The organism is Parapedobacter sp. ISTM3 (genome assembly GCF_016533505.1).
Classification (GTDB): Bacteria; Bacteroidota; Bacteroidia; order Sphingobacteriales; family Sphingobacteriaceae; genus Parapedobacter; species Parapedobacter luteus.
Map to the genome: position 1 here is coordinate 49,980 of NZ_JAENGN010000002.1, position 19,870 is coordinate 69,849.

At 51.8% G+C, this 19,870-nt stretch carries 13 protein-coding genes; 12 read left to right on the forward strand and 1 reads right to left on the reverse strand.

What is annotated here, in order from left to right; translation table 11 throughout:
• The first annotated feature begins 52 nt into the window (after nt 1-52).
• The 12 genes from JHJ32_RS22990 to JHJ32_RS02985 all read left to right on the forward strand — a co-directional run bounded on the left by JHJ32_RS22990 (nt 53) and on the right by JHJ32_RS02985 (nt 17,901).
• Nucleotides 53-418: a pectinesterase family protein gene (locus JHJ32_RS22990; RefSeq protein WP_255539698.1), complete on the forward strand. Its 366-nt coding sequence runs from the start codon at nt 53-55 to the stop codon at nt 416-418.
• A gap of 4 nt (nt 419-422) precedes the next feature.
• On the forward strand, nt 423-1,076 hold the full coding sequence (locus JHJ32_RS02935) for a pectinesterase family protein (RefSeq protein WP_255539699.1): 654 nt from the start codon (nt 423-425) through the stop codon (nt 1,074-1,076).
• A gap of 60 nt (nt 1,077-1,136) precedes the next feature.
• A complete protein-coding gene (locus tag JHJ32_RS02940) occupies nt 1,137-4,226 on the forward strand; it encodes a TonB-dependent receptor (RefSeq protein ID WP_079716885.1) in 3,090 nt (1,029 codons plus the stop codon).
• Between the two features lie 14 nt (nt 4,227-4,240).
• Nucleotides 4,241-5,923 (forward strand): RagB/SusD family nutrient uptake outer membrane protein, encoded by a 1,683-nt coding sequence (locus JHJ32_RS02945; RefSeq protein ID WP_200119759.1) that lies wholly within the window; start codon nt 4,241-4,243, stop codon nt 5,921-5,923.
• 13 nt (nt 5,924-5,936) lie between these two features.
• Nucleotides 5,937-7,337 (forward strand): Gfo/Idh/MocA family protein, encoded by a 1,401-nt coding sequence (locus JHJ32_RS02950; RefSeq protein ID WP_200119761.1) that lies wholly within the window; start codon nt 5,937-5,939, stop codon nt 7,335-7,337.
• A 10-nt stretch (nt 7,338-7,347) separates the two neighbouring features.
• Complete coding sequence (locus JHJ32_RS02955; protein ID WP_200119763.1) at nt 7,348-8,109, forward strand: rhamnogalacturonan acetylesterase; 762 nt, start codon at nt 7,348-7,350, stop codon at nt 8,107-8,109.
• Nucleotides 8,110-8,224: 115 nt separating this feature from the next.
• The gene (locus tag JHJ32_RS02960; protein ID WP_200119764.1) at nt 8,225-9,883 is read left to right on the forward strand and encodes a glycoside hydrolase family 28 protein; all 1,659 of its coding nucleotides are present in this window, start codon (nt 8,225-8,227) and stop codon (nt 9,881-9,883) included.
• A 3-nt stretch (nt 9,884-9,886) separates the two neighbouring features.
• Nucleotides 9,887-11,857, forward strand: coding sequence for a glycoside hydrolase family 88 protein (locus tag JHJ32_RS02965; protein WP_200119765.1), 1,971 nt, complete (start codon nt 9,887-9,889; stop codon nt 11,855-11,857).
• Between the two features lie 8 nt (nt 11,858-11,865).
• On the forward strand, nt 11,866-13,332 hold the full coding sequence (locus JHJ32_RS02970; RefSeq protein WP_200119766.1) for a tagaturonate reductase: 1,467 nt from the start codon (nt 11,866-11,868) through the stop codon (nt 13,330-13,332).
• Between the two features lie 3 nt (nt 13,333-13,335).
• Nucleotides 13,336-14,973: an altronate dehydratase family protein gene (locus tag JHJ32_RS02975; RefSeq protein ID WP_200119767.1), complete on the forward strand. Its 1,638-nt coding sequence runs from the start codon at nt 13,336-13,338 to the stop codon at nt 14,971-14,973.
• Between the two features lie 15 nt (nt 14,974-14,988).
• The gene (gene uxaC, locus JHJ32_RS02980) at nt 14,989-16,404 is read left to right on the forward strand and encodes a glucuronate isomerase (RefSeq protein WP_079716880.1); all 1,416 of its coding nucleotides are present in this window, start codon (nt 14,989-14,991) and stop codon (nt 16,402-16,404) included.
• Between the two features lie 120 nt (nt 16,405-16,524).
• Nucleotides 16,525-17,901: an MFS transporter gene (locus tag JHJ32_RS02985; RefSeq protein WP_200119768.1), complete on the forward strand. Its 1,377-nt coding sequence runs from the start codon at nt 16,525-16,527 to the stop codon at nt 17,899-17,901.
• An 89-nt stretch (nt 17,902-17,990) separates the two neighbouring features.
• Here the strand turns inward: JHJ32_RS02985 and JHJ32_RS02990 are convergent, their stop codons facing one another.
• A complete protein-coding gene (locus JHJ32_RS02990; protein ID WP_079716878.1) occupies nt 17,991-19,763 on the reverse strand; it encodes a DEAD/DEAH box helicase in 1,773 nt (590 codons plus the stop codon).
• Between the last annotated feature and the right edge of the window lie 107 nt (nt 19,764-19,870).

Genomic DNA, 19,870 nt, shown 5'->3' on the forward strand with positions numbered 1-19,870 from the left:
AGTCGTTGTTTTGGCTGGATTCCCCTTATACTTGCGCTTACGATATCGGGCCATGTTTAAACGTACCCGATTATACCAATTAGTTGAATCTATCACACAGGTGACCATGTTGATTTTGAAGTATCGCGTCTTCCCGGTTTGGTTCTTGCTTTCCGTTTGCCTGGCGCTGTTTGGACAAACGGGCGAGTTGGTGGTGGCACAGGACGGTACTGGCAATTACAGCACCGTGCAGGAGGCTATCATGGCGGTTCCGGATATGCGCAGTGTGCGTACCGTCATCCGCATAAAACCCGGTGTTTACAAGGAAAAGCTGGTTTTGCCTGATTCAAAGACGAATGTTTCGTTCATTGGCGAAGATGCGCGCACGACGATACTCACATATGATGATTACGCCAGCAAAAAAAAACCGGTTCGGTGAAGCTATGGGCACATCGGGTTCCTCTTCGTTCTTCGTTTTTGGCGATGGATTTTATGCGGAAAACATCACATTTGAAAACAGCGCAGGGCCGGTGGGGCAGGCAGTAGCCGTCCGCGTGAGTGCAGATCGGGTGTTTTTTAACAGATGCCGCTTTTTGGGACACCAGGATACGCTTTATCCGCAGTTAGACGGGAGCAGGCAGTACTACAAGGACTGTTACATCGAAGGGACAACCGATTTTATTTTCGGTGCGGCAACCGCGCTCTTCCAATCGTGCGAGATCCACTGCAAACCGGGTGGATCGTACATTACAGCAGCCTCTACGCCAGATACCGTTCAATACGGTTTTGTGTTTAAAAACTGCATCGTTGGCGGCGAAGCCCCTCCACAATCTACTTACCTGGGGCGGCCTTGGCGCCCGTATGCAAAAACCGTCTTCATGGATTGCCGCATGAGCGAGCAGATTCGGCCGGAAGGCTGGCATAACTGGGGGAAGGCGAGCAATGAGCAGACGGCCGGCTATGCCGAGTACAACAACCACGGGGAAGGGGCGCTACGGGGAAGGCGCGTATCCTGGGCGCATGAGCTGACCGCCGCACAAGCTGAATATTATACGGAAGAACGGATATTGGATGGATGGAGTCCTGATGAACCATGACGGTGTCCGACTGATTAACGAATATATTTTACCAATTATTAACTTATAGTAAAACCAAGTATGCGTAAATTAGTGTTAATGATTTTGCTGGTGGTGTGCGGGAAAGCCTATTTGGCCGCCCAAACCAGGCAAATTAGCGGGCGGGTCACGGATAGCGACGGTATGCCGCTGTCGGGGGTGAGTGTCGCCATCGTAGGGACCACGCAAGGCACGAGCTCGGGGGAAGATGGAACGTTCAGCTTAGCGATACCCGCAACGGGCGACGTACGGATCCAGCTCCGCTTCATTGGATTCAAAGAACAGCAGGTGTCCGTCGGACAGCAACAGCAGGTGATCGTCGTGATGGAGGAAGATGAAGCGGCGATGTTGGACGAAGTGGTGGCTGTGGGGTATGGAACGGTGCGTAAAGGGGATCTGACCGGTTCTGTCGGAACCGTGAGCGCCGACGACCTCGTGGCGCGAGGCACTACGTCGGTCATGGGGGCACTTCAGGGAACGGTGGCCGGTGTGGATATCAGCAGCAATTCGGTTCGTCCCGGTGGAAGCTTCAGCATCCAGATCCGTGGGCAGAACTCCTTGCAGGCCGGGAATCCGCTGTACGTGGTCGATGGCGTGGTGACATCGAATATTGATTTTCTGAACCCGGCGGATATCGAGCAGATCGATATTTTGAAGGACGCTTCTTCTACAGCGATTTATGGCTCAAGGGGTTCAAACGGCGTCGTCATCGTACGGACGAAAAATGCGGGAACACCCGGCGCCGAACGGACGACGGTCACCTATGATGGTTTTTATGGTATTCGGCAGCTGGCAAGAATTCCCGATTTCATGGATGGCAGGGAATGGGTGGATTTCCGGACCTCGGCTTATTATACGTTCGAAGACGGGCGCTACGTATTGGCAACGCCGCAAGCGATTCTTCAAAACAGCCCGCTGCTGGAAAGCAGGTTGTATAATGAGCAATATGAGGATTGGCTCGATTTGGGTACGCGGTCCGGACAGCAACAAAACCACTACATCGGCATTGCAGGAGGCTCGGAAAAGATGAATTATAACCTTGGCGTGGGATACCAGAATGAGGAGGGAAACTTCGTGCGCGAAGACCTTAACCGCTACACTTTGAAGCTTGCCGTGGAGCACAGGACATCGGATTATTTTTCAGCCGGTGCCAGCGTAAACCTGGTGCATGGAGTAAACAATTATGGAAGTGAAACCGGCTACCGTGATATCCTGCGGATGCCGCCCATCTTGTATGCCTACGATGACCAAGGGAACTTGATTGACCAACCCGGCATTGCGGAGTCCATTCAGGGCACCGGTAACTTCACCAGCTCGCCTAATCCGCTCAACGAAATCAACAGCGGCACGCAGGAGGTGCGGCAATATGATTTTCTGGGCAGCATTTTTGCAGAATTGCGGCCCATGGAAAATCTCTCCATCAGGAGTACATTCCTGCCACGATTTAACCGGACGAGAGATGGCCGGTACTATGGGGTGGTGTTGGGCCAACGCAACCAAGACTATGCTTACCAGTCGAACACAGAAGCTTTCGAATGGACGTGGGACAACGTTATTAACTATGACAAGCAGTTCAATGAGGACCATCGCCTGAACGTGTCACTCATCCAGAGTGCTTACAAGACCCGTTTCGAGCGCATACAGGCAGCCGCAAACGACTTGCCATACCGCTCTTGGTGGTACAACCTTTTTAGCGGTAATTTCATGCCCGGGAGTTCGAATACGGCCTATAGTGAAACGACATTGCTGTCGTATGCCGCAAGGGCCAATTACGACCTGAAGGGCAAGTACCTGCTTACCGCTACGGTCCGCTATGACGGTAGCTCTAAACTGCGGGATAAATGGGAGGCGTTTCCCTCGGCCGCACTAGCCTGGCGCATTTCGGAAGAAGATTTCATGCAGCGGGCCAATTTTCTGAGCGATTTAAAAGCACGGTTCAGTTTCGGTTATTCGGGTAACAACAACGGCATCAGTGCCTTCGGTTCCCAACAAACACCTGAAACCGACGCCTTAGTGTGGTATGACTATGGAAGCGGGGCGGTGACAGGTTTTGCGCCCGGAAGACCCGTAAACCAGTCAATAACCTGGGAAAAGACGCGTGAAATAAATGTTGGATTGGATTTTGGCTTATTCAATAACCGGCTGAGTGGGAGCGTGGATTGGTATGATAAATTGTCCGATGGGCTGCTGATGCAACGAACCTTGACAGTTGAGTCTGGCGTGCCGTGGATGATTGACAACATCGGTTCGGTAAATAACCGGGGCGTGGAGGTGGCACTCAACTCCACAAACGTCCGTACCACCGATTGGGAATGGACCACATCGTTGATGTTTTCCCGGAATAAGAATGCTATTCGTACCCTGTATGGCCGGGCAGAAGATGTGGTGGGTGAGGCCCGGTTTATCGGACAGCCAATCAATGTCATCTACGATTACCGGATCATCGGGCTCTGGCGGATGGACCAATTGGCGGAAGCTACCGCCTGGGGGCAACAGCCTGGACAGGCGATAGCTGATGATACGGACGGCGATGGTGCGATTACTCCCGCCGATCGGGTGATACTGGGATCGCCAGATCCAACGTGGTTTGGTAGCTTTACGTCAAACCTCCGGTACCGTAACTGGGATTTTTCTTTTAACCTCTATACGCGACAAGGTGTGTTTGTAAATGATCGGTTTCTGGAAGAATTCGGCCCGGATAACGTACAGCGGGGCCGGCCGAAGATCCGCTACGACTATTACATACCGCCGGCCGTTCCGCGATACGATTGGAATAACTGGGGTACGCATGCCGATGGCCGCCCCCAGGCAGTATGGGGAGACAGCGGAACCGGCAATGAAGCCGCACAATATCCGCACCCGCAGAATAAGGGACCGTATTATGGCGGCAACGGACGGTACACTGATGCATCGTTCGTAAAGGTGCGCAACATTATTTTGGGTTATTCATTGCCGCAAAACGTGATTTCAAAATGGGGCATGTCGCAGTTCCGGATTTATGCAAACGTGCTCAATCCCTTTACCTTTACGAACTATGAGGGGTGGGATCCGGAATATGCCACCACAGCGCTGGCCAGCGGGAACGGCCCGAGTAATATCACGTACCAATTGGGCGTAAATGTTAGGTTTTAATTTGGATAGAAATTATGAATAAGTTCAGTTTGGTTATCCTGTGTTTGTTGGTCGCCACGGGGTGTACAAAGTTCTTGGAAGAGGACAACTTGGGTGGAATAACGAACGAGGAGTTTTATCGCATGGAGACGGGGTACGAAACCCTTGTGACCGCTTCTTACAGTTCGTTGCGGACGACATTCAGGACCACGCCGTGGCTGCTATTGGCGGGTACCGACATGTATCAGATGAACAGGGGGTTCGAAAACCGGGCGCTGATGGAGTATACGCAACTTTTTGCGGACAATGGCGACGTGTTGACCTTTTATCGGAATTGCTATAACGCCATACAGACCACTAATATCGGATTGTACTACAACGCGTTGGTCGAAACGGATGAGACCAAGAGGGCCATGTGGAGGGCCGAACTTCGCTTTTTGCGGGCGTTCTACCACTTTTTGTTGATTGAGCAGTTTGGGGGCATCATCATCAACGACGAGCCTACCCTGGAGGGGCCACGCATGAATCTGCCGAGGGCTTCGCTGGCCGATGCTTACCAATTTGTGATTGCCGAGCTGGAAGCCGCGCTGCCCGACTTGCCGGACGATCGCACACGGGCGAATAAAACGGCGGCGAACCACTACCTGGCCAAGGCATACCTCACCCGGGGCTGGGATCTGGGGCAAACCACTGATTTCGAGCGTGCCAAGGTATATGCCGAAGCAGCTATAGCTGGTTACACGATTTCCATTCCTTTCGACGAATTGTGGAGTCCTACAAATGAAAATAACGAGGAAGTCATTTTTGCCGTGCAATATGACAGCGAATCCATTGCCAGCCCAACAGATGGCAACGACCAGCAATCTCTCTTTGGTCCATACCTTGGCGGTCCGGAATTGAACCACAAATACATGAACTCGGCATTTATGCCCTCGTGGAGCTTGCACACCTTTTTCGGTGAAAACGATGCCCGCTATGAGGCGACTTTCATGCTGACGATTTACGACCAGTATTTCGATTACTATGACAACAACAAAAATAAAGATGAACTATTGATTCGTGCATACTACCCCAGGGTTTGGGGGCGCGAATACACGACCGCTGATTCGTTGGACTGGGTGGCGGGACGGGAACACCAAATCGCCAGCAATTTCAGGTATTATCCCTTCAAATATAACGAAGAAGCATACCGGGCGGCTTATCAGATTGATATGAATTCGCCGGTCATTAAAAAATTTGATAGTCCGTCAACACGCCATGTGTTTAACACGCAGGCCAGCGTGAGGGATATCGTGCTTGCGCGCACCGCGGAGACTTACTTCCTGTACGCGGAGGCGTGTATCGGGCTGAATGATTTCGCTACGGCGGCACAATATGTGCAATCAGTGCTTAACCGGCCCGGCAATGCGAAGGATGGAGGGACGTTGCTGCCCAGTCAGTCAATTGCCGCCGCCTCGGGCCAAAGCGAGGCCTTGGATGCCTACCTCATAGAAAGCGCCAAAGAGTTTGCGGGCGAGTACCTTCGGTGGCCCGAGCTGAGGCGGACGGGGAAATTGAAGGAATTCTGTGGGGCCTATAACTATGATATCAGACGAGTGGGGGTCGATAATGCGTTCCGCGGGGTGGATGGACAGGACAAAATCTACCGGCCTATCCCACAAACTGCAATCGACATCAACGAGGCTGATATCACCCAGAATCCTGGATACCAGAACTAAACAACAACTAAATATGACAACTTTTTCAAGAAGAGACTTTTTGTATGCGTTGAGCATGCTGGCAGCTGGGACGGCAGTCAGCATGCCTGGTACCGCCTTCGGCATGCAGCGCCGGCTTCGGGTGGTGCTGGTCGGCACGGGGGTGCGCGGCATTTCATTTTGGGGCAAAAGGCTGGTGGAGCAATATCCGGATTTGCTGGAGTTCGTCGGGCTCAGCGATATCAATCCGGGCCGGCTTGCCTACGCCAAGACATACATGGGGGTAAACTGCCCCACGTTTGTCGATTTTGATGAGATGGTACAGCAAGTAAAACCGGACCTCATTATCGTGTGTACGAAAGACTCGACGCACCATGAGTTTATCATCAAGGGGCTAGCTGCTGGCTGCGACGTCTTGACCGAGAAACCGCTTACTACTGATGAAGTGAAGGCCCAAGCTATCCTGGATGCCGAACGCAAGTATGGCAAGAACCTAATTGTCGGTTTCAACTACCGGTGGAGTCCCTACATGACGAAAATTAAGGAATTGCTCCAGCAGGAGGAGATCGGAGATATCACGTCGGTAGACTTCAACTGGTATCTGAACGTGCACCATGGGGCTTCCTATTTCAGGCGCTGGCACGGCTTAATGAACAGTGGCGGCTCGCTGTGGATACACAAAGCCACACATCATTTCGACTTGTTGAATTGGTGGCTTGATGCTGAACCGGAGGAAGTCTTTGCTTATGGGGCGCTCGAACATTACGGAAGCAACGGTCCTTTCCGCGGCAAAAGCTGCCGCAGTTGCCCCCATAAGCAGGAGTGTGTGTACTATTGGGATATCACCAAGGACAGCCATAGTATGAAGCTGTATGTGGAAAATGAGGAACACGACGGCTATATCCGCGATGGCTGCGTATATAGGCATGAGATTGATATTTATGATAAGATGTCTGCACAAATTAAATACGCCAACAATGTGGTAGCTAATTATTCGCTCACGACATATTCGCCATTTGAAGGGTGGCGTATCGCGTTCAATGGGCATAAAGGGCGGATCGAAGCGTGGCTGGATATCCCTTGGATGAAAAACGACGAGCTGGATCAGGAAAGCCTGCACGCCGCGGAAATGGAGCAGTCGAAAAATGAGGATATGATACACGAACCGCTCGTGCTCTATAAAAGCTGGTCCGACTACAAGGTGATCCAGGTTGCCAGCGAACGGAGTGGGCATGGAGGCGGAGACCGGCGGTTGCATGATAAGATCTTCAAGGACAAGCATGCGCCTGATCCCTATGGCCACGCGGCAGGTGTGCGGGATGGGGCGATGTCCATTTTGATCGGCGTAGCTGCCAGGAAAAGTATTGAAACCGGCGCGCCGGTGAAGATCGCTTCGTTGACGGACTTGAAGCCTATGCCCAAACGCATGGCCTAACGTTAGTTGAATGATGATACAACGATTGGCGAAATGGATAGTGATGCCATGCGCCGGCTTATTCTTAGCTTTCGTATGGGCTGGTCAACGGGAGGTAACCGTATTTCTCGTCGGCGACTCAACCGTGGCCAATAAGCCGTACCGCGCAAGCAATCCCGAGAAAGGGTGGGGGCAGGTATTGCCCCTGTATTTTGACGAAGGGGTGCGGGTGGAAAACCATGCGCTGAACGGCCGGAGTACCAAGAGTTTTCGCAACGAAGGGCACTGGGATAAGGTGAAGGCACGGGTACAGCGCGGCGATTATGTCGTCATCGCGTTCGGACACAATGACCAGAAGGAAAACAGTCCGGAGCGCTATGCGGATCCGGAGGTCGAATTTCCGCGTCAGCTGAAACGATACATCGCGGAGACGCGGGAGCGCGGCGGAATCCCGGTACTGTCGACACCAATCATGCGCCGTAAGTTTGATGTCCGGGGATACCTCGAGGAAACACACGGGGCCTATCCGGAGGTTGTGCGGAATGTGGCAAGTGAAACAGGCGTGGCGTTGCTCGATATGCATGCGCAAACCCGGGAGCTGCTGCTGGAGTGGGGGCCTGAGCGTTCAAAGGCACTGTTCCTGCACCTGATGCCGGGGCAGTACGAGGCGTTGCCGAACGGCGCGGAGGATGATACACATCTCTCTGGCACAGGCGCTTTTAAAATCTGCGACCTGGCAGTGGCTGAGATGAAGCGTTGCCTGCCAGCGTTGGCGGCGCACTTCAAGCGTTAGACAAGTCTGCCGGTCGCAATCGTTTTCGGTAACGATTCCGCAAATAAATGGCGCGGAAAGTTTTTGATGCTTATCGGATAACGATAAAATTGCAGGGACAAGAATGCGAAAGAACATGAAAAAAATAGGATGGATGACCGTTGTGGCGGTTTGCTTGGTAAGCGGAACAATATCCGTTGTCTGCGGTCAAGACACCTGGCCGGAGCCGGATGTCCGCTTGCCGGTGTTTAAAACGGATACCTTTGATATACGGGGCTTCGGTGCGTCTGATGCCCCGGGATTTGTCAGTACTGCGGCCATCCAATCGGCCATCGATGCTTGCCACGGGCAGGGCGGCGGCGTTGTGTTGATCCCCGAAGGGGTGTGGAGCTCGGGGCCCTTGTCGCTGAGAAGCGGCGTAAACCTGCACTTGTCGCGCCATGCACTTTTGCAGTTTTCACGTGATTTCAACGATTACCCGCTGATTGAAACCTGGTGGGAAGGATTGCCCCAAGTACGCCGACACTCGCCCATCCGTGCTGAGGGACAGCAAAATATTGGCATAACCGGTGAAGGGGTAATTGATGGAAACGGCGATGCATGGCGCTACGTGAAAAAAGCAAAGATGACGGACTCCCAATGGAAAAACCTTGTCGCATCCGGCGGCGTGGTTACCCCGGACGGCAAGGAATGGTACCCCTCAGAAAGTGCGCTGAAGGGACGGCAATACCAAGATGCCGGCCTGATTACGCCGGATAAGACCAAGGCGTTCTTTGAAGAGATAGCGGATTTCCTGAGACCGAACCTTGTGGTATTGGAACGTTGTGAGCGGATTTTACTGGAAGGGGTGACCTTCCAAAACTCCGGAGCATGGAACATCCATCCGCTGATGAGCCGGGATGTCACAATCCGCAATATTACCGTGCGCAATCCGTGGTATTCGCAAAATGGCGACGGATTGGACATCGAGTCCTGTACCAATGTGCTGGTAGAGGGGAGTTCGTTTGACGTCGGCGATGACGCCATCTGTGTAAAGAGCGGGAAAGGCACACACGGGCGGCAGTTGGGGATGCCTACGGAAAATTTATGGGTGCGCAACTGTACGGTTTTCCATGCGCACGGTGGTTTTGTGGTAGGCAGTGAAATGAGTGGAGGGGCGCGCAACCTCTATGTTTCCGGCTTAACGTTTATTGGTACAGACATAGGCTTGCGCTTTAAAACCACTCGCGGCCGGGGCGGAGTGGTGGAAGATGTCTATATCCGGGACATATACATGAAGGACATCCCGGGGGAGGCGATCCTGTTTGACATGTATTACGAGGCGAAGGATCCCATTCCCGCTGCAGGAGAGGTTCGCCAGCCGCCGAAAGCGGAAACGCTGCCTGTGTCTGAAGAGACACCGCAATTCCGTAACTTCTACATTGCCAACATCCATTGCGAGGGGGCTAAGAAGGCGGTGTTCATACGCGGGCTACCCGAGATGCCCATACGGGGGATCCACTTGTCGGGCTTGCGCATGAAGACGGCAGCGGGAATCGACATTCAGGAGGGCGCAGCGATCACGGTTACCGAATCGGTAGTGGAAACCACCTCAGATGAGCCGTTGGCCTATGTGCTTAATGGTAGAGACGTCGTGTTCGATGCACTGCGTTACGGCGGGCGTGTGAAAACGTTGCTCCATGTGCAGGGTGAGCGGAGCAAAGGCGTGGTACTGCATAATATCGATACATCCTTGGCCGAAAAACCGCTGCAGGCTGACCATGGTGCCGCGGAAACGGCTGTAAAAATGAACTAACCGATGAAGTTAAATCTGAATAATGAGCTGATAAAGTTTGTGCTGCGGAAAGCAGCTTTGAAACCTGTCTTGGTGTGTGGTTTAGTGTTTGGTGCCGTAGGCTGGGCAGGGGCACAGCCGGAGAAATACAGCGAGCGGATGGCGGAGACCGCCATGAAACTGTGGCCCGACTCATTCAGTTTGGGAAAACCAGGTACGCCGGCAAAATGGAGTTATGATTTGGGGGTAATCCTCAAAGGTGTGGAAGCGGTGTGGAAGGGCTCCGGCGATGCCCGGTGGTTTGCTTATATCCAACAGCAGATGGATCACTACGTGCAAGACGATGGAACCATCAAAGCCTACAAGCGGGAAGACTACAACATCGATTTCATCAACAATGGTAAGCTGCTCCTGCTTTTGTATCAGGTGACGGGAAAGGCGAAGTATTACAATGCAGCCTCCCTGCTGCGGGATCAATTGCGTACGCATCCAAGGACATCCGAGGGCGGATTTTGGCACAAGAAAATCTATCCACACCAGATGTGGCTGGATGGCCTTTACATGGGGCAGCCCTTTTTTGCCGAGTATGCCAAATTATTTAATGAGCGGGATGCATTTGACGATATCACTAATCAGTTTGTGTTGATGGAACGCCATAGCCGCGACGACGAGACCGGCCTGTTGTACCATGGATGGGACGAATCGCGGGAACAAGCCTGGGCAGACAAGGCTACTGGCCGGTCTCCGAACTTTTGGGGGCGCTCGTTGGGCTGGTTCGGGATGGCCCTGGTTGATGCTATCGAGCATTTCCCCGAAGACCACCCCGGCGTGGATTCGTTGGCAGGGATCCTTCAGCGGTTTGCAAAAGCGGTGATTGCGTTTCAGGATAAACGTTCGGGTGTGTGGTATGATGTGGTCGACATGGCACATCGCCCTGAGAATTACCTCGAAGCGTCGGCTTCCTGCATGCTGGTATATACGCTGGCCAAAGGCGTACGCCTGGGCTACCTGCCGGAAGGCTATATCAAACAGGCGCAGAAAGGGTACAGCGGCATCTTGAAGACATTTATCTCCGGTCGTGACGATGGCGGCATCAATCTCGAACGTACGGTGGCGGTGTCTGGCCTTGGGGGCTCGGGCCGTTATCGCGACGGTAGCTTTGCGTATTACATGAGCGAGCCGGTGATTCAGAACGACCCGAAGGGGATGGGTGCATTTATCAAATGTGCAGCTGAGATGGAGCTGTTGCCCACACTGGGGCGAGCGAAAGGTAAGACGGTGGTTCTAGACTATTATTACAATAATGAGTACCGTGTGGACGTGACCGGCCGGCAGGTACGTTATCATTACGTATGGGAAGATCAGTCGAACAGCGGCTATTCGTTTCTGGGACACCTCTTCAACCGCTATGGGGTAAGGACGGCATCATTGGAGACGAAACCTGGGGTAGCGACATTGGGTAATGCCGATGTTTACATCATCGTCGATCCGGATACGGAAAAAGAGACAAACTCGCCAAATTTTCTGGAACGCCCTGAAATCGACGTGATAACCGAATGGGTACGGCAGGGTGGTGTATTGGTCCTTTTGGGTAATGATGCCGGCAACGCGGAATTTACACATTTCAATCAACTGGCCGGGCGGTTCGGTATCCGCTTTAACGAAGACAATGCGCTGTCGGTAAAAAACGACCACTTCCCGGAGGGAGCCGTTCAACTTAAAAAAGGGAACAGCGTCTTCAAAAAACCTTATAGGCTTTTCCTCAAAGAGGTCAGTACCCTGGAGCTTACACCGCCCGCGCGGTCACTCGTCCAAAAGGAGGGAAAACACCTCATGGCTACGGCCAAATATGGCAAAGGGACGGTTTTTGCACTAGGTGACCCGTGGATATACAATGAGTACATAGATGGACGTAAGCTGCCCCCGGATTTTGAAAATTACGAGGCGGCGGATGCATGGGTGCAGTGGTTGCTAGCAAAAGCGAGGAGAAAATAATGCAAGTAATGAAAACATTGAATAAGGATTTATTGCAAACCGGCGCGACGGAGGAACTCCCGGAGAAGGTCTTGCAATTCGGAACCGGGGTGCTGCTCCGCGGGTTGCCCGACTATTTTATTGAAAAAGCTAACCGGCAGCGGATATTCAACGGACGGATCGTAGTGGTAAAATCAACCGGACAAGGCGGTACCGACGAATTTGCTCGGCAGGACGGGCTGTATACGCTACATACCAACGGGCTGCAAAACGGTAAAGAGGTGCGCGAAACCCTGCTGGTGTCTGCTATCAGCAGGGTCTTGCATGCAGCAACGCAGTGGGAGACGATTGCTCAGATTGCGGAACATCCAGATATTTCGATCGTCATTTCCAACACGACCGAGGTGGGGATTGTATTGGATGATCAAGACGAACCCCGGGCTGCGCCGCCATCGTCTTTTCCGGGTAGACTTACCGCGTTGCTTTATCGCCGTTTTGTGCATTTCAATGGCGACCCAGACAAAGGGTGGGTGATATTGCCGACCGAACTGATCAGTGACAATGGAGCCACATTGAAGTCGATTGTATTGGAGTTGGCCCGCCGGCACGGATTGGGAGACGAGTTTGCTCGTTGGATAGTGGAAGCTAACGATTTTTGCAACACATTGGTCGACCGCATCGTACCGGGAAAATTGCCGGAGAATGAGGCGGAAGAAGCAGAAAAGCAACTGGGCTATCGTGATGCGTTGGCAATCATGGCCGAGCCATTCCGGCTCTGGGCGATCGAGTCGGATAATGATCGCGTACACGACCGGCTCGCTTTCGCCCAAGGGGATGAGGGAATGATCATTACTCCGGACATCAGCAAATTCAAAGAACTCAAACTGCGCCTATTAAACGGAAGCCATACGTTCTCGTGCGGACTGGCCATCCTTTGCGGCTTTAGTACAGTTAAAGTTGCCATGCAGCATGATGGGTTTGCACGGTATGTGCGGCGGTTGATGTTCAGGGAGATAGCCGACACAATAATTGGCAACGGGATTTCGGAGGCGGAGGCACTTGACTTTGCAGCGAACGTCATGGATCGTTTTGCAAATCCTTTCCTGGATCATGCTTGGCAAAGTATCAGCTTAAACTACACGTCGAAGATGCAGATGCGTAATGTGGCGTCCTTGGAACGGTTTATACGCAAGAACCGCGCCGTACCGCGATGCATGGCATTGGGTTTTGCCGCCTACCTGTATTTCATGCAAGGAACCCACCAGGTTGCCGATGAGCACGCAGGCTGGTTGGCCGGCTTGTGGAGCACGGTCGATGGAGAAGAATTGGTCGTTGAGGTGCTGCGCAACGAAGACCGTTGGGGCATGGATCTGAATGGTTTGCCGGGGCTTGCCGATGCGATCAGGTACTTTCTGGTACAACTCCAGCAAAAAAATGCGCTAGAAGTGATACAAGAACTGAATGAAGAAATGGAGTTGAAACTACAAAATAAGTGAGCAGTGCAGGTATTGAAAGTGCATCCGCAGGATAATGTGCTGGTAGCGTTGCAAGATTTAAAGAAAGGGACACGATTGACCTATGAAGGTGCCGTGTATTCATTGCAGGAAGATATTCCGGCAAAGCACAAGTTTTTTGGCAGACGGCTGGACGCCGGAGAGGCGGTCATCATGTATGGTGTCATCGTGGGAAGGGCGCAACATGAGGTGACGACCGGGCAATGGATGAATACAGGTAACGTAAAACACGATACTTCGCCCTATGAGTACCATCCTTACCGATACGTTTGGAACCCACCGGACGTGTCACGGTTTGTAGAACGTACTTTCATGGGATACCATCGGAGCGACGGCCGGGTGGGCACGGCCAACTATTGGCTGTTTATACCAACGGTGTTCTGTGAAAACCGAAACTTGGATGTGATACGCGAGGCGTTGCACAACGAGCTGGGGTATGCGGTCACGGATAAATACAAAGCCAAGACGCGTATCCTGCGGGAATGGTACGAACGGCAGAACGATGTATCGGAAGTAGACCTCACTGTACAGGAATCGGTGGTGCCGGTGGACCGGCTTTTCAAGCATGTGGATGGTATCAAATTCCTTAACCACCAAGGCGGATGCGGTGGTACCCGGCAAGATGCTGCGGTGTTGAGTAAGCTGCTCGCTGCATATGCCAACCATCCCAACGTAGCGGGGGTTACGGTGTTGAGCCTGGGATGCCAGAATTTGCAGGTCCGTGACTTCGTGGAAGACCTTAAACAATTGAATCCTACATTTGATAAGCCGCTTTTGATTTTTGAACAACAACAGGCGGTTAGCGAAGAACAATTGATCACAGCGGCCATCCACCAAACGTTTATGGGACTGGTGGAGGCGAATAAGCTGTTACGCCAGCCAGCGCCGTTGCATAAACTGGCTATTGGTGTGAAGTGCGGCGGCAGTGATGGCTTCAGCGGGATTTCAGCCAATCCGGCCGTGGGGTACTGTGCCGATCTCCTGGTGGCGCTGGGCGGAACGGTCTTGCTGGCGGAGTTTCCAGAACTGTGCGGCGCGGAGCAAAATCTGCTTGACCGGATGCCTGATGAACATGCCGCCCGTAAGTTTATGGCGTTGATGCAGGCATATGGAGCAGCAGCAGAGCGGGTAGGGTCCGGATTCCATATGAATCCTTCCCCCGGAAATATCAAAGATGGGCTGATCACCGATGCCATCAAAAGCAACGGTGCCGCCAAAAAGGGCGGCACATCACCGATCGTCGATGTATTGGATTATACCGAACAGGCAAATAAACCCGGATTGAACCTGGTATGTACGCCGGGTAACGATGTGGAAGCAACCACCGGAAAAGCGGCCAGCGGAGCGACCCTGATTTTGTTTACAACCGGATTAGGTACGCCTACGGGGAATCCCGTATGCCCGGTGATCAAAGTGGCGACCAACAGTAGGCTGACCGAGCGTATGGGGGATATCATTGACATCGATTGCGGGCCGATTATCAATGGCGCAAAAACCATCGCGGAGATGGGCGAAGAAATTCTTGAATACTGCATAAAAGCGGCTTCGGGTGAAGTGATGCCTCATGCGGTAAGACTTAATCAGGATGATTTTATTCCCTGGAAACGAGGAGTGTCTTTATAATTTACGAATATAGGTATGAAGAAGTTTTTAGACGAGCACTTTCTGTTGAACACAAAGACAGCGCAGACGCTGTATCACGACTATGCGTCGGCCATGCCCATCATCGACTACCATTGCCATTTGCCGCCGCAACAGATTGCCGAAAACACCCAGTTTGAGAACATCACCAAAGTATGGTTGAATGGTGATCACTACAAATGGCGGGCGATGCGCACGAATGGTGTGGATGAACAGTATATCACCGGTGATAAACCCGACCGGGAGAAATTTCGTAAATGGGCGGCGACTGTGCCTTATACCATGCGGAATCCGCTGTATCACTGGACACACCTCGAGCTGCAACGCTATTTTGGGATCACGGATCTGCTGAATGCGGATACGGCCGACCGGATTTATGACGAGACCCGCGAAAAATTGCAGTCGCCCGAGTACCGGGTGCGGGGGTTGCTGGACAAAATGAATGTCAAGGTCATCTGCACAACGGATGATCCGGTCGATTCGCTCAATTTTCATCAGCAGTTGAAAGATGAGGGGTATGAAATACCTGTTCTGCCCGCTTTCCGCCCTGATATGGCCATGAACCTGGATGATTTAACGAAATTCCAACGGTACGTCTCCCGGCTGGAGGAAGCGGCAGGAGTATCCATTGCCTCGTACGCCGATTTTGTGGAGGCTCTTAAGAGACGCCATGATTTCTTTGCAGATATGGGCTGTTCGGTGTCTGACCATGGCCTTGAGGAAATTTATTGTGACGATTTTACGGACGAGGAGGTTAATCGCGTATTCAGAAAGGCGCTGAACGGAACCCCCCTGGACAATGGCGAATGCCGGAAAATAAAATCCGCACTGTTGCTGTTGTTTGGACAATGGGATGCAGAAAAGAATTGGGTACAGCAATACCATTTGGGTGCTTTGCGCAACAACAACTCACGGATGCTGCATAAACTTGGCCCGGATACCGGCTGGGATTCCATCGGTGATTTTAGCCAGGGCCAGACGCTTTCGAAATTCTTGAATCGGCTTGACAGTCGTGATCAGCTGGCCAAGACAATTCTTTACAACCTAAATCCCGCCGATAATGAGTTGATGGCGACCATGATTGGCAACTTCAACGATGGCTCTATTGCGGGGAAGATCCAGTTTGGATCAGCATGGTGGTTCCTTGATCAAAAGGATGGGATGATTAAACAAATGAATGCACTCTCCAACATGGGGCTGATCAGTCGTTTTGTCGGCATGCTGACGGACTCACGGAGCTTCCTTTCGTTTCCCAGGCACGAGTATTTTAGACGGCTTTTATGCGATCTGTTTGGAACGGAAATCGAGAACGGCGAACTACCGAATGACATCGAATGGATAGGGCAAATGATTCAGGATATATGCTATCACAATGCCAATCGGTACTTTGGTTGGGAAGGAACTTCGGCTTAGCAACGAAAACGATTTCGCAAAAATTCCGGTAGTAAAAGGTGGTAATTAACGAAGTCTTCCTATCTTTGGATGGCGTAAACGTTTACGCGATATAAATCTAATCATCTTGATACTTATATTATGACTCCAACACAGCCAGTAGGCAGATACCGATGGACGATCTGTGCATTGTTGTTTTTTGCCACGACCGTTAACTATTTAGACAGGCAAGTACTCAGTTTATTGCACCCTACCTTGGAGGAGGAGTTCGGGTGGTCCAATACGGATTATTCCAACATCTTGGCGGCTTTCCAGTTTATCTATGCCTTGTCAATGTTGTTCGTCGGACGCATTATCGATCGTTTGGGAACCAAGTGGGGGTTTGCCGTTGCCATCATCGTTTGGTCGGTTGCTGCCATTGTACACGCGGTTGCGATTCCCATCGGCGAAGGGGCTGTCAGCTTGTTGGGGGTATTCGGCATCACAGGACTCTCGGTATCTGTGGTTGGTTTTATCATTGCCCGGGCGTTGCTGGGGTTTGGCGAATCAGGCAATTTCCCCGCTGCCATCAAAGCGACGGCGGAATACTTTCCCAAGAAAGATCGGGCATTTGCTACCGGTATATTTAACTCGGGTTCCAATGTGGGCGCTATTTTGGCTCCGCTCACAGTGCCTTGGATGGCGCTGAACTGGGGGTGGCAGAGTACCTTCGTCGTCATTGGCGCAGTAGGGTTCCTGTGGCTCATTTTCTGGTTTTGGTTTTATGAGAAGCCTGAAAAGCAAAAGCGGCTGTCGGTTGCTGAGCTTGCTTACATACAAAGTGATGTGGAGGTCGTGGACGTGCCTGCTGACCGGGAGGAAGAAAAAGCCGAAAAAGTGCCCTGGGTCCGTTTGTTGGGGTACCGCCAGACGTGGGCATTTGCTGCCGGGAAATTCATGACGGATGGGGTTTGGTGGTTCTTTCTGTTTTGGTTGCCGGCATACCTGAAGGCACAATACGGTATGGAAGGCGTAGCGATTATGCTTCCCCTTGCAGTGCTTTACAGCATGACCATGTTCGGGAGCATCGGCGGGGGCTGGTTTCCCAAGTATTATATCAATAAAGGCTATTCACCCTATGACGGGCGTATGAAAGCTATGCTGATCATCGCATTGTTTCCACTTGTCGTGTTGGCTGCGCAACCGCTGGGAGGAATCAGTTACTGGATTCCTGTCGTGTTGATCGGTGTCGGTGCATCGGCGCATCAGGCGTGGTCGGCCAATATCTTCACGACGGTATCGGATATGTTCCCCAAGATTACTGTAGCTTCCGTGACCGGTATCGGCGGCATGGCGGGCGGCTTAGGCGGTGTGGTAATGAGTAAACTTGGCGGTGCTGTTTTCGACCACTATGCGGCAATTGACCGCATTCACACCGGGTACACCATCATGTTTTCCATTTGTGCGGTTTCTTATCTGATAGCCTGGGTGATTATGAAGTCGTTGGTGCCGCGGATGAAATTGGTAGACCTGAAATAGCGTGTAATACGGCGGTCAATAAGCAATAAAAAGAAAAAGGGCTTGCACGGTGTTCCGGCAAGCCCTTGTTTTGTGATATACGTTATTGTCTACCAACGGCTTTTTTCACGGCGTTTCCCGCCAAAATCCCGGAAACCACCACCGCTTTCACGTTTACGGCGTCCACCGCTTTCCCCGCCTCCGTTGCGGAACGATCGGGTACGCTTTTCGCCGCCTCGGCTATCACCGCGTCCTTCACCAGCGTTTTCCACACGTACGGAACGTCCGTTGAAATCAACATTCTGAAAGCCCCGGAACACCTTGTCAACAGATGAATTTTCAACTTCAAAAAATGTATATACACCTTTGAGGTCTATCTTGCCAATAGCTTTTCCGCTGATATTTGTCGTGTTGCAGATATAACCGAGTATGTCTCCGCGCGTAAAATCGTCTACCGAACCGAGGTTGATGAACAGCCGGGTGTAATCCGATTTATACCCGTCGCGGCCAAAGCGTTCTGCTTTTCCTCTGCGATCACCGCTACGTGCCTCGTGGGCATCCACGTTGAGGTCCGGTGCGTTTTGATAGTATTCCAAGAACCGGTTGAATTCAAGGGAAGCAAAACGCTTAATGATTTCTTCTTTGCTCAAATCGGCAAAACTTTCCATGATTTGGGGCAGGTACCGATCGATGTGATCGTCATTGACGGCTACCTCGTGTACCTTGTTGATTAAAGCAAAGAGTTGCTTTTCAACAACCGCATCGCCTTTCGGTACCTCCATTTTAACGAAGGGTTTGCCGATGACCTTTTCGATTTGGCGGATTTTGCCCAGTTCTTTCAGGTTTACCAAAGAAATGGAAATACCCGTTTTCCCTGCGCGGGCGGTTCGTCCGCTACGGTGCGTGTAATTTTCAATTTCGTCAGGCAACGAGAAATTGATGACGTGGGTCACATCGTTCACGTCGATGCCCCTGGCGGCCACATCCGTGGCAATAAGCAGTTGAAGGCTCCTATCCCGGTAGCGTTTCATCACTTTATCGCGCTGCTGCTGCGACAGATCGCCGTGCAGCGAGTCCGCATTGTAGCCGTCTTTGATGAGTGCTTCGGCGATTTCCTGCGTTTCTACCTTTGTACGGCAAAATACGATGCCGAAAATCTCAGGATTGGAATCTACGATGCGTTTGAATGCAGCGTACTTGTCGCGAGCACGCACCACGTAATAATGGTGCTCGATGTTTGCGTTGCCGCTGTTTTTGGTGCCTACGGTCAGTTCAAACGGATCGGTCATGTAATTTTTGGCAATCCGCCGCACTTCGGCTGGCATAGTGGCTGAAAACAGCCACGTTTTCTTCTCGTCCGGGGTGGTAGACAAGATATTGTTGATGTCTTCCTGAAAGCCCATGTTGAGCATTTCATCGGCTTCGTCCAACACAACATACTTCACGTTGGAGAAATCGATGGCATCACGGCCGATGATGTCCAGCATGCGGCCAGGGGTGGCCACGACAATCTGTACACCTCGACGGATCTGCCGCAACTGGTCGCTGATGCTCGCGCCACCGTAAACGGCGACGACATGCACATTCGGAATGTTCTTGGCAAATTTTTCGATGTCTTTCGCAATCTGCAAACACAGTTCGCGGGTTGGGCATAGTACCAACGCCTGCGGGTGTTTTTGCGAAAAGTCCAACAATTCTAACAATGGCAAGCCAAAAGCTGCGGTTTTGCCGGTACCGGTTTGGGCTAATCCGACAAAATCGTTGCTGCCTGTCAAAAGTACGGGAACGGCTTGTTCCTGAATGGGAGTAGGTTTTTCAAACCCTAACTCTGTGATGGCATTAACAATATCATGACGGATCCCCAGTTCAATAAATGGGTTCATCAATATGTTTAATTACAATAGGCACTATTGCCTAAGGCGGTGCAAAGGTACGGTTAATAAATTGGAATTCAAAATTTAATATAAGTAAGAAAACCGGGAATCGGAAG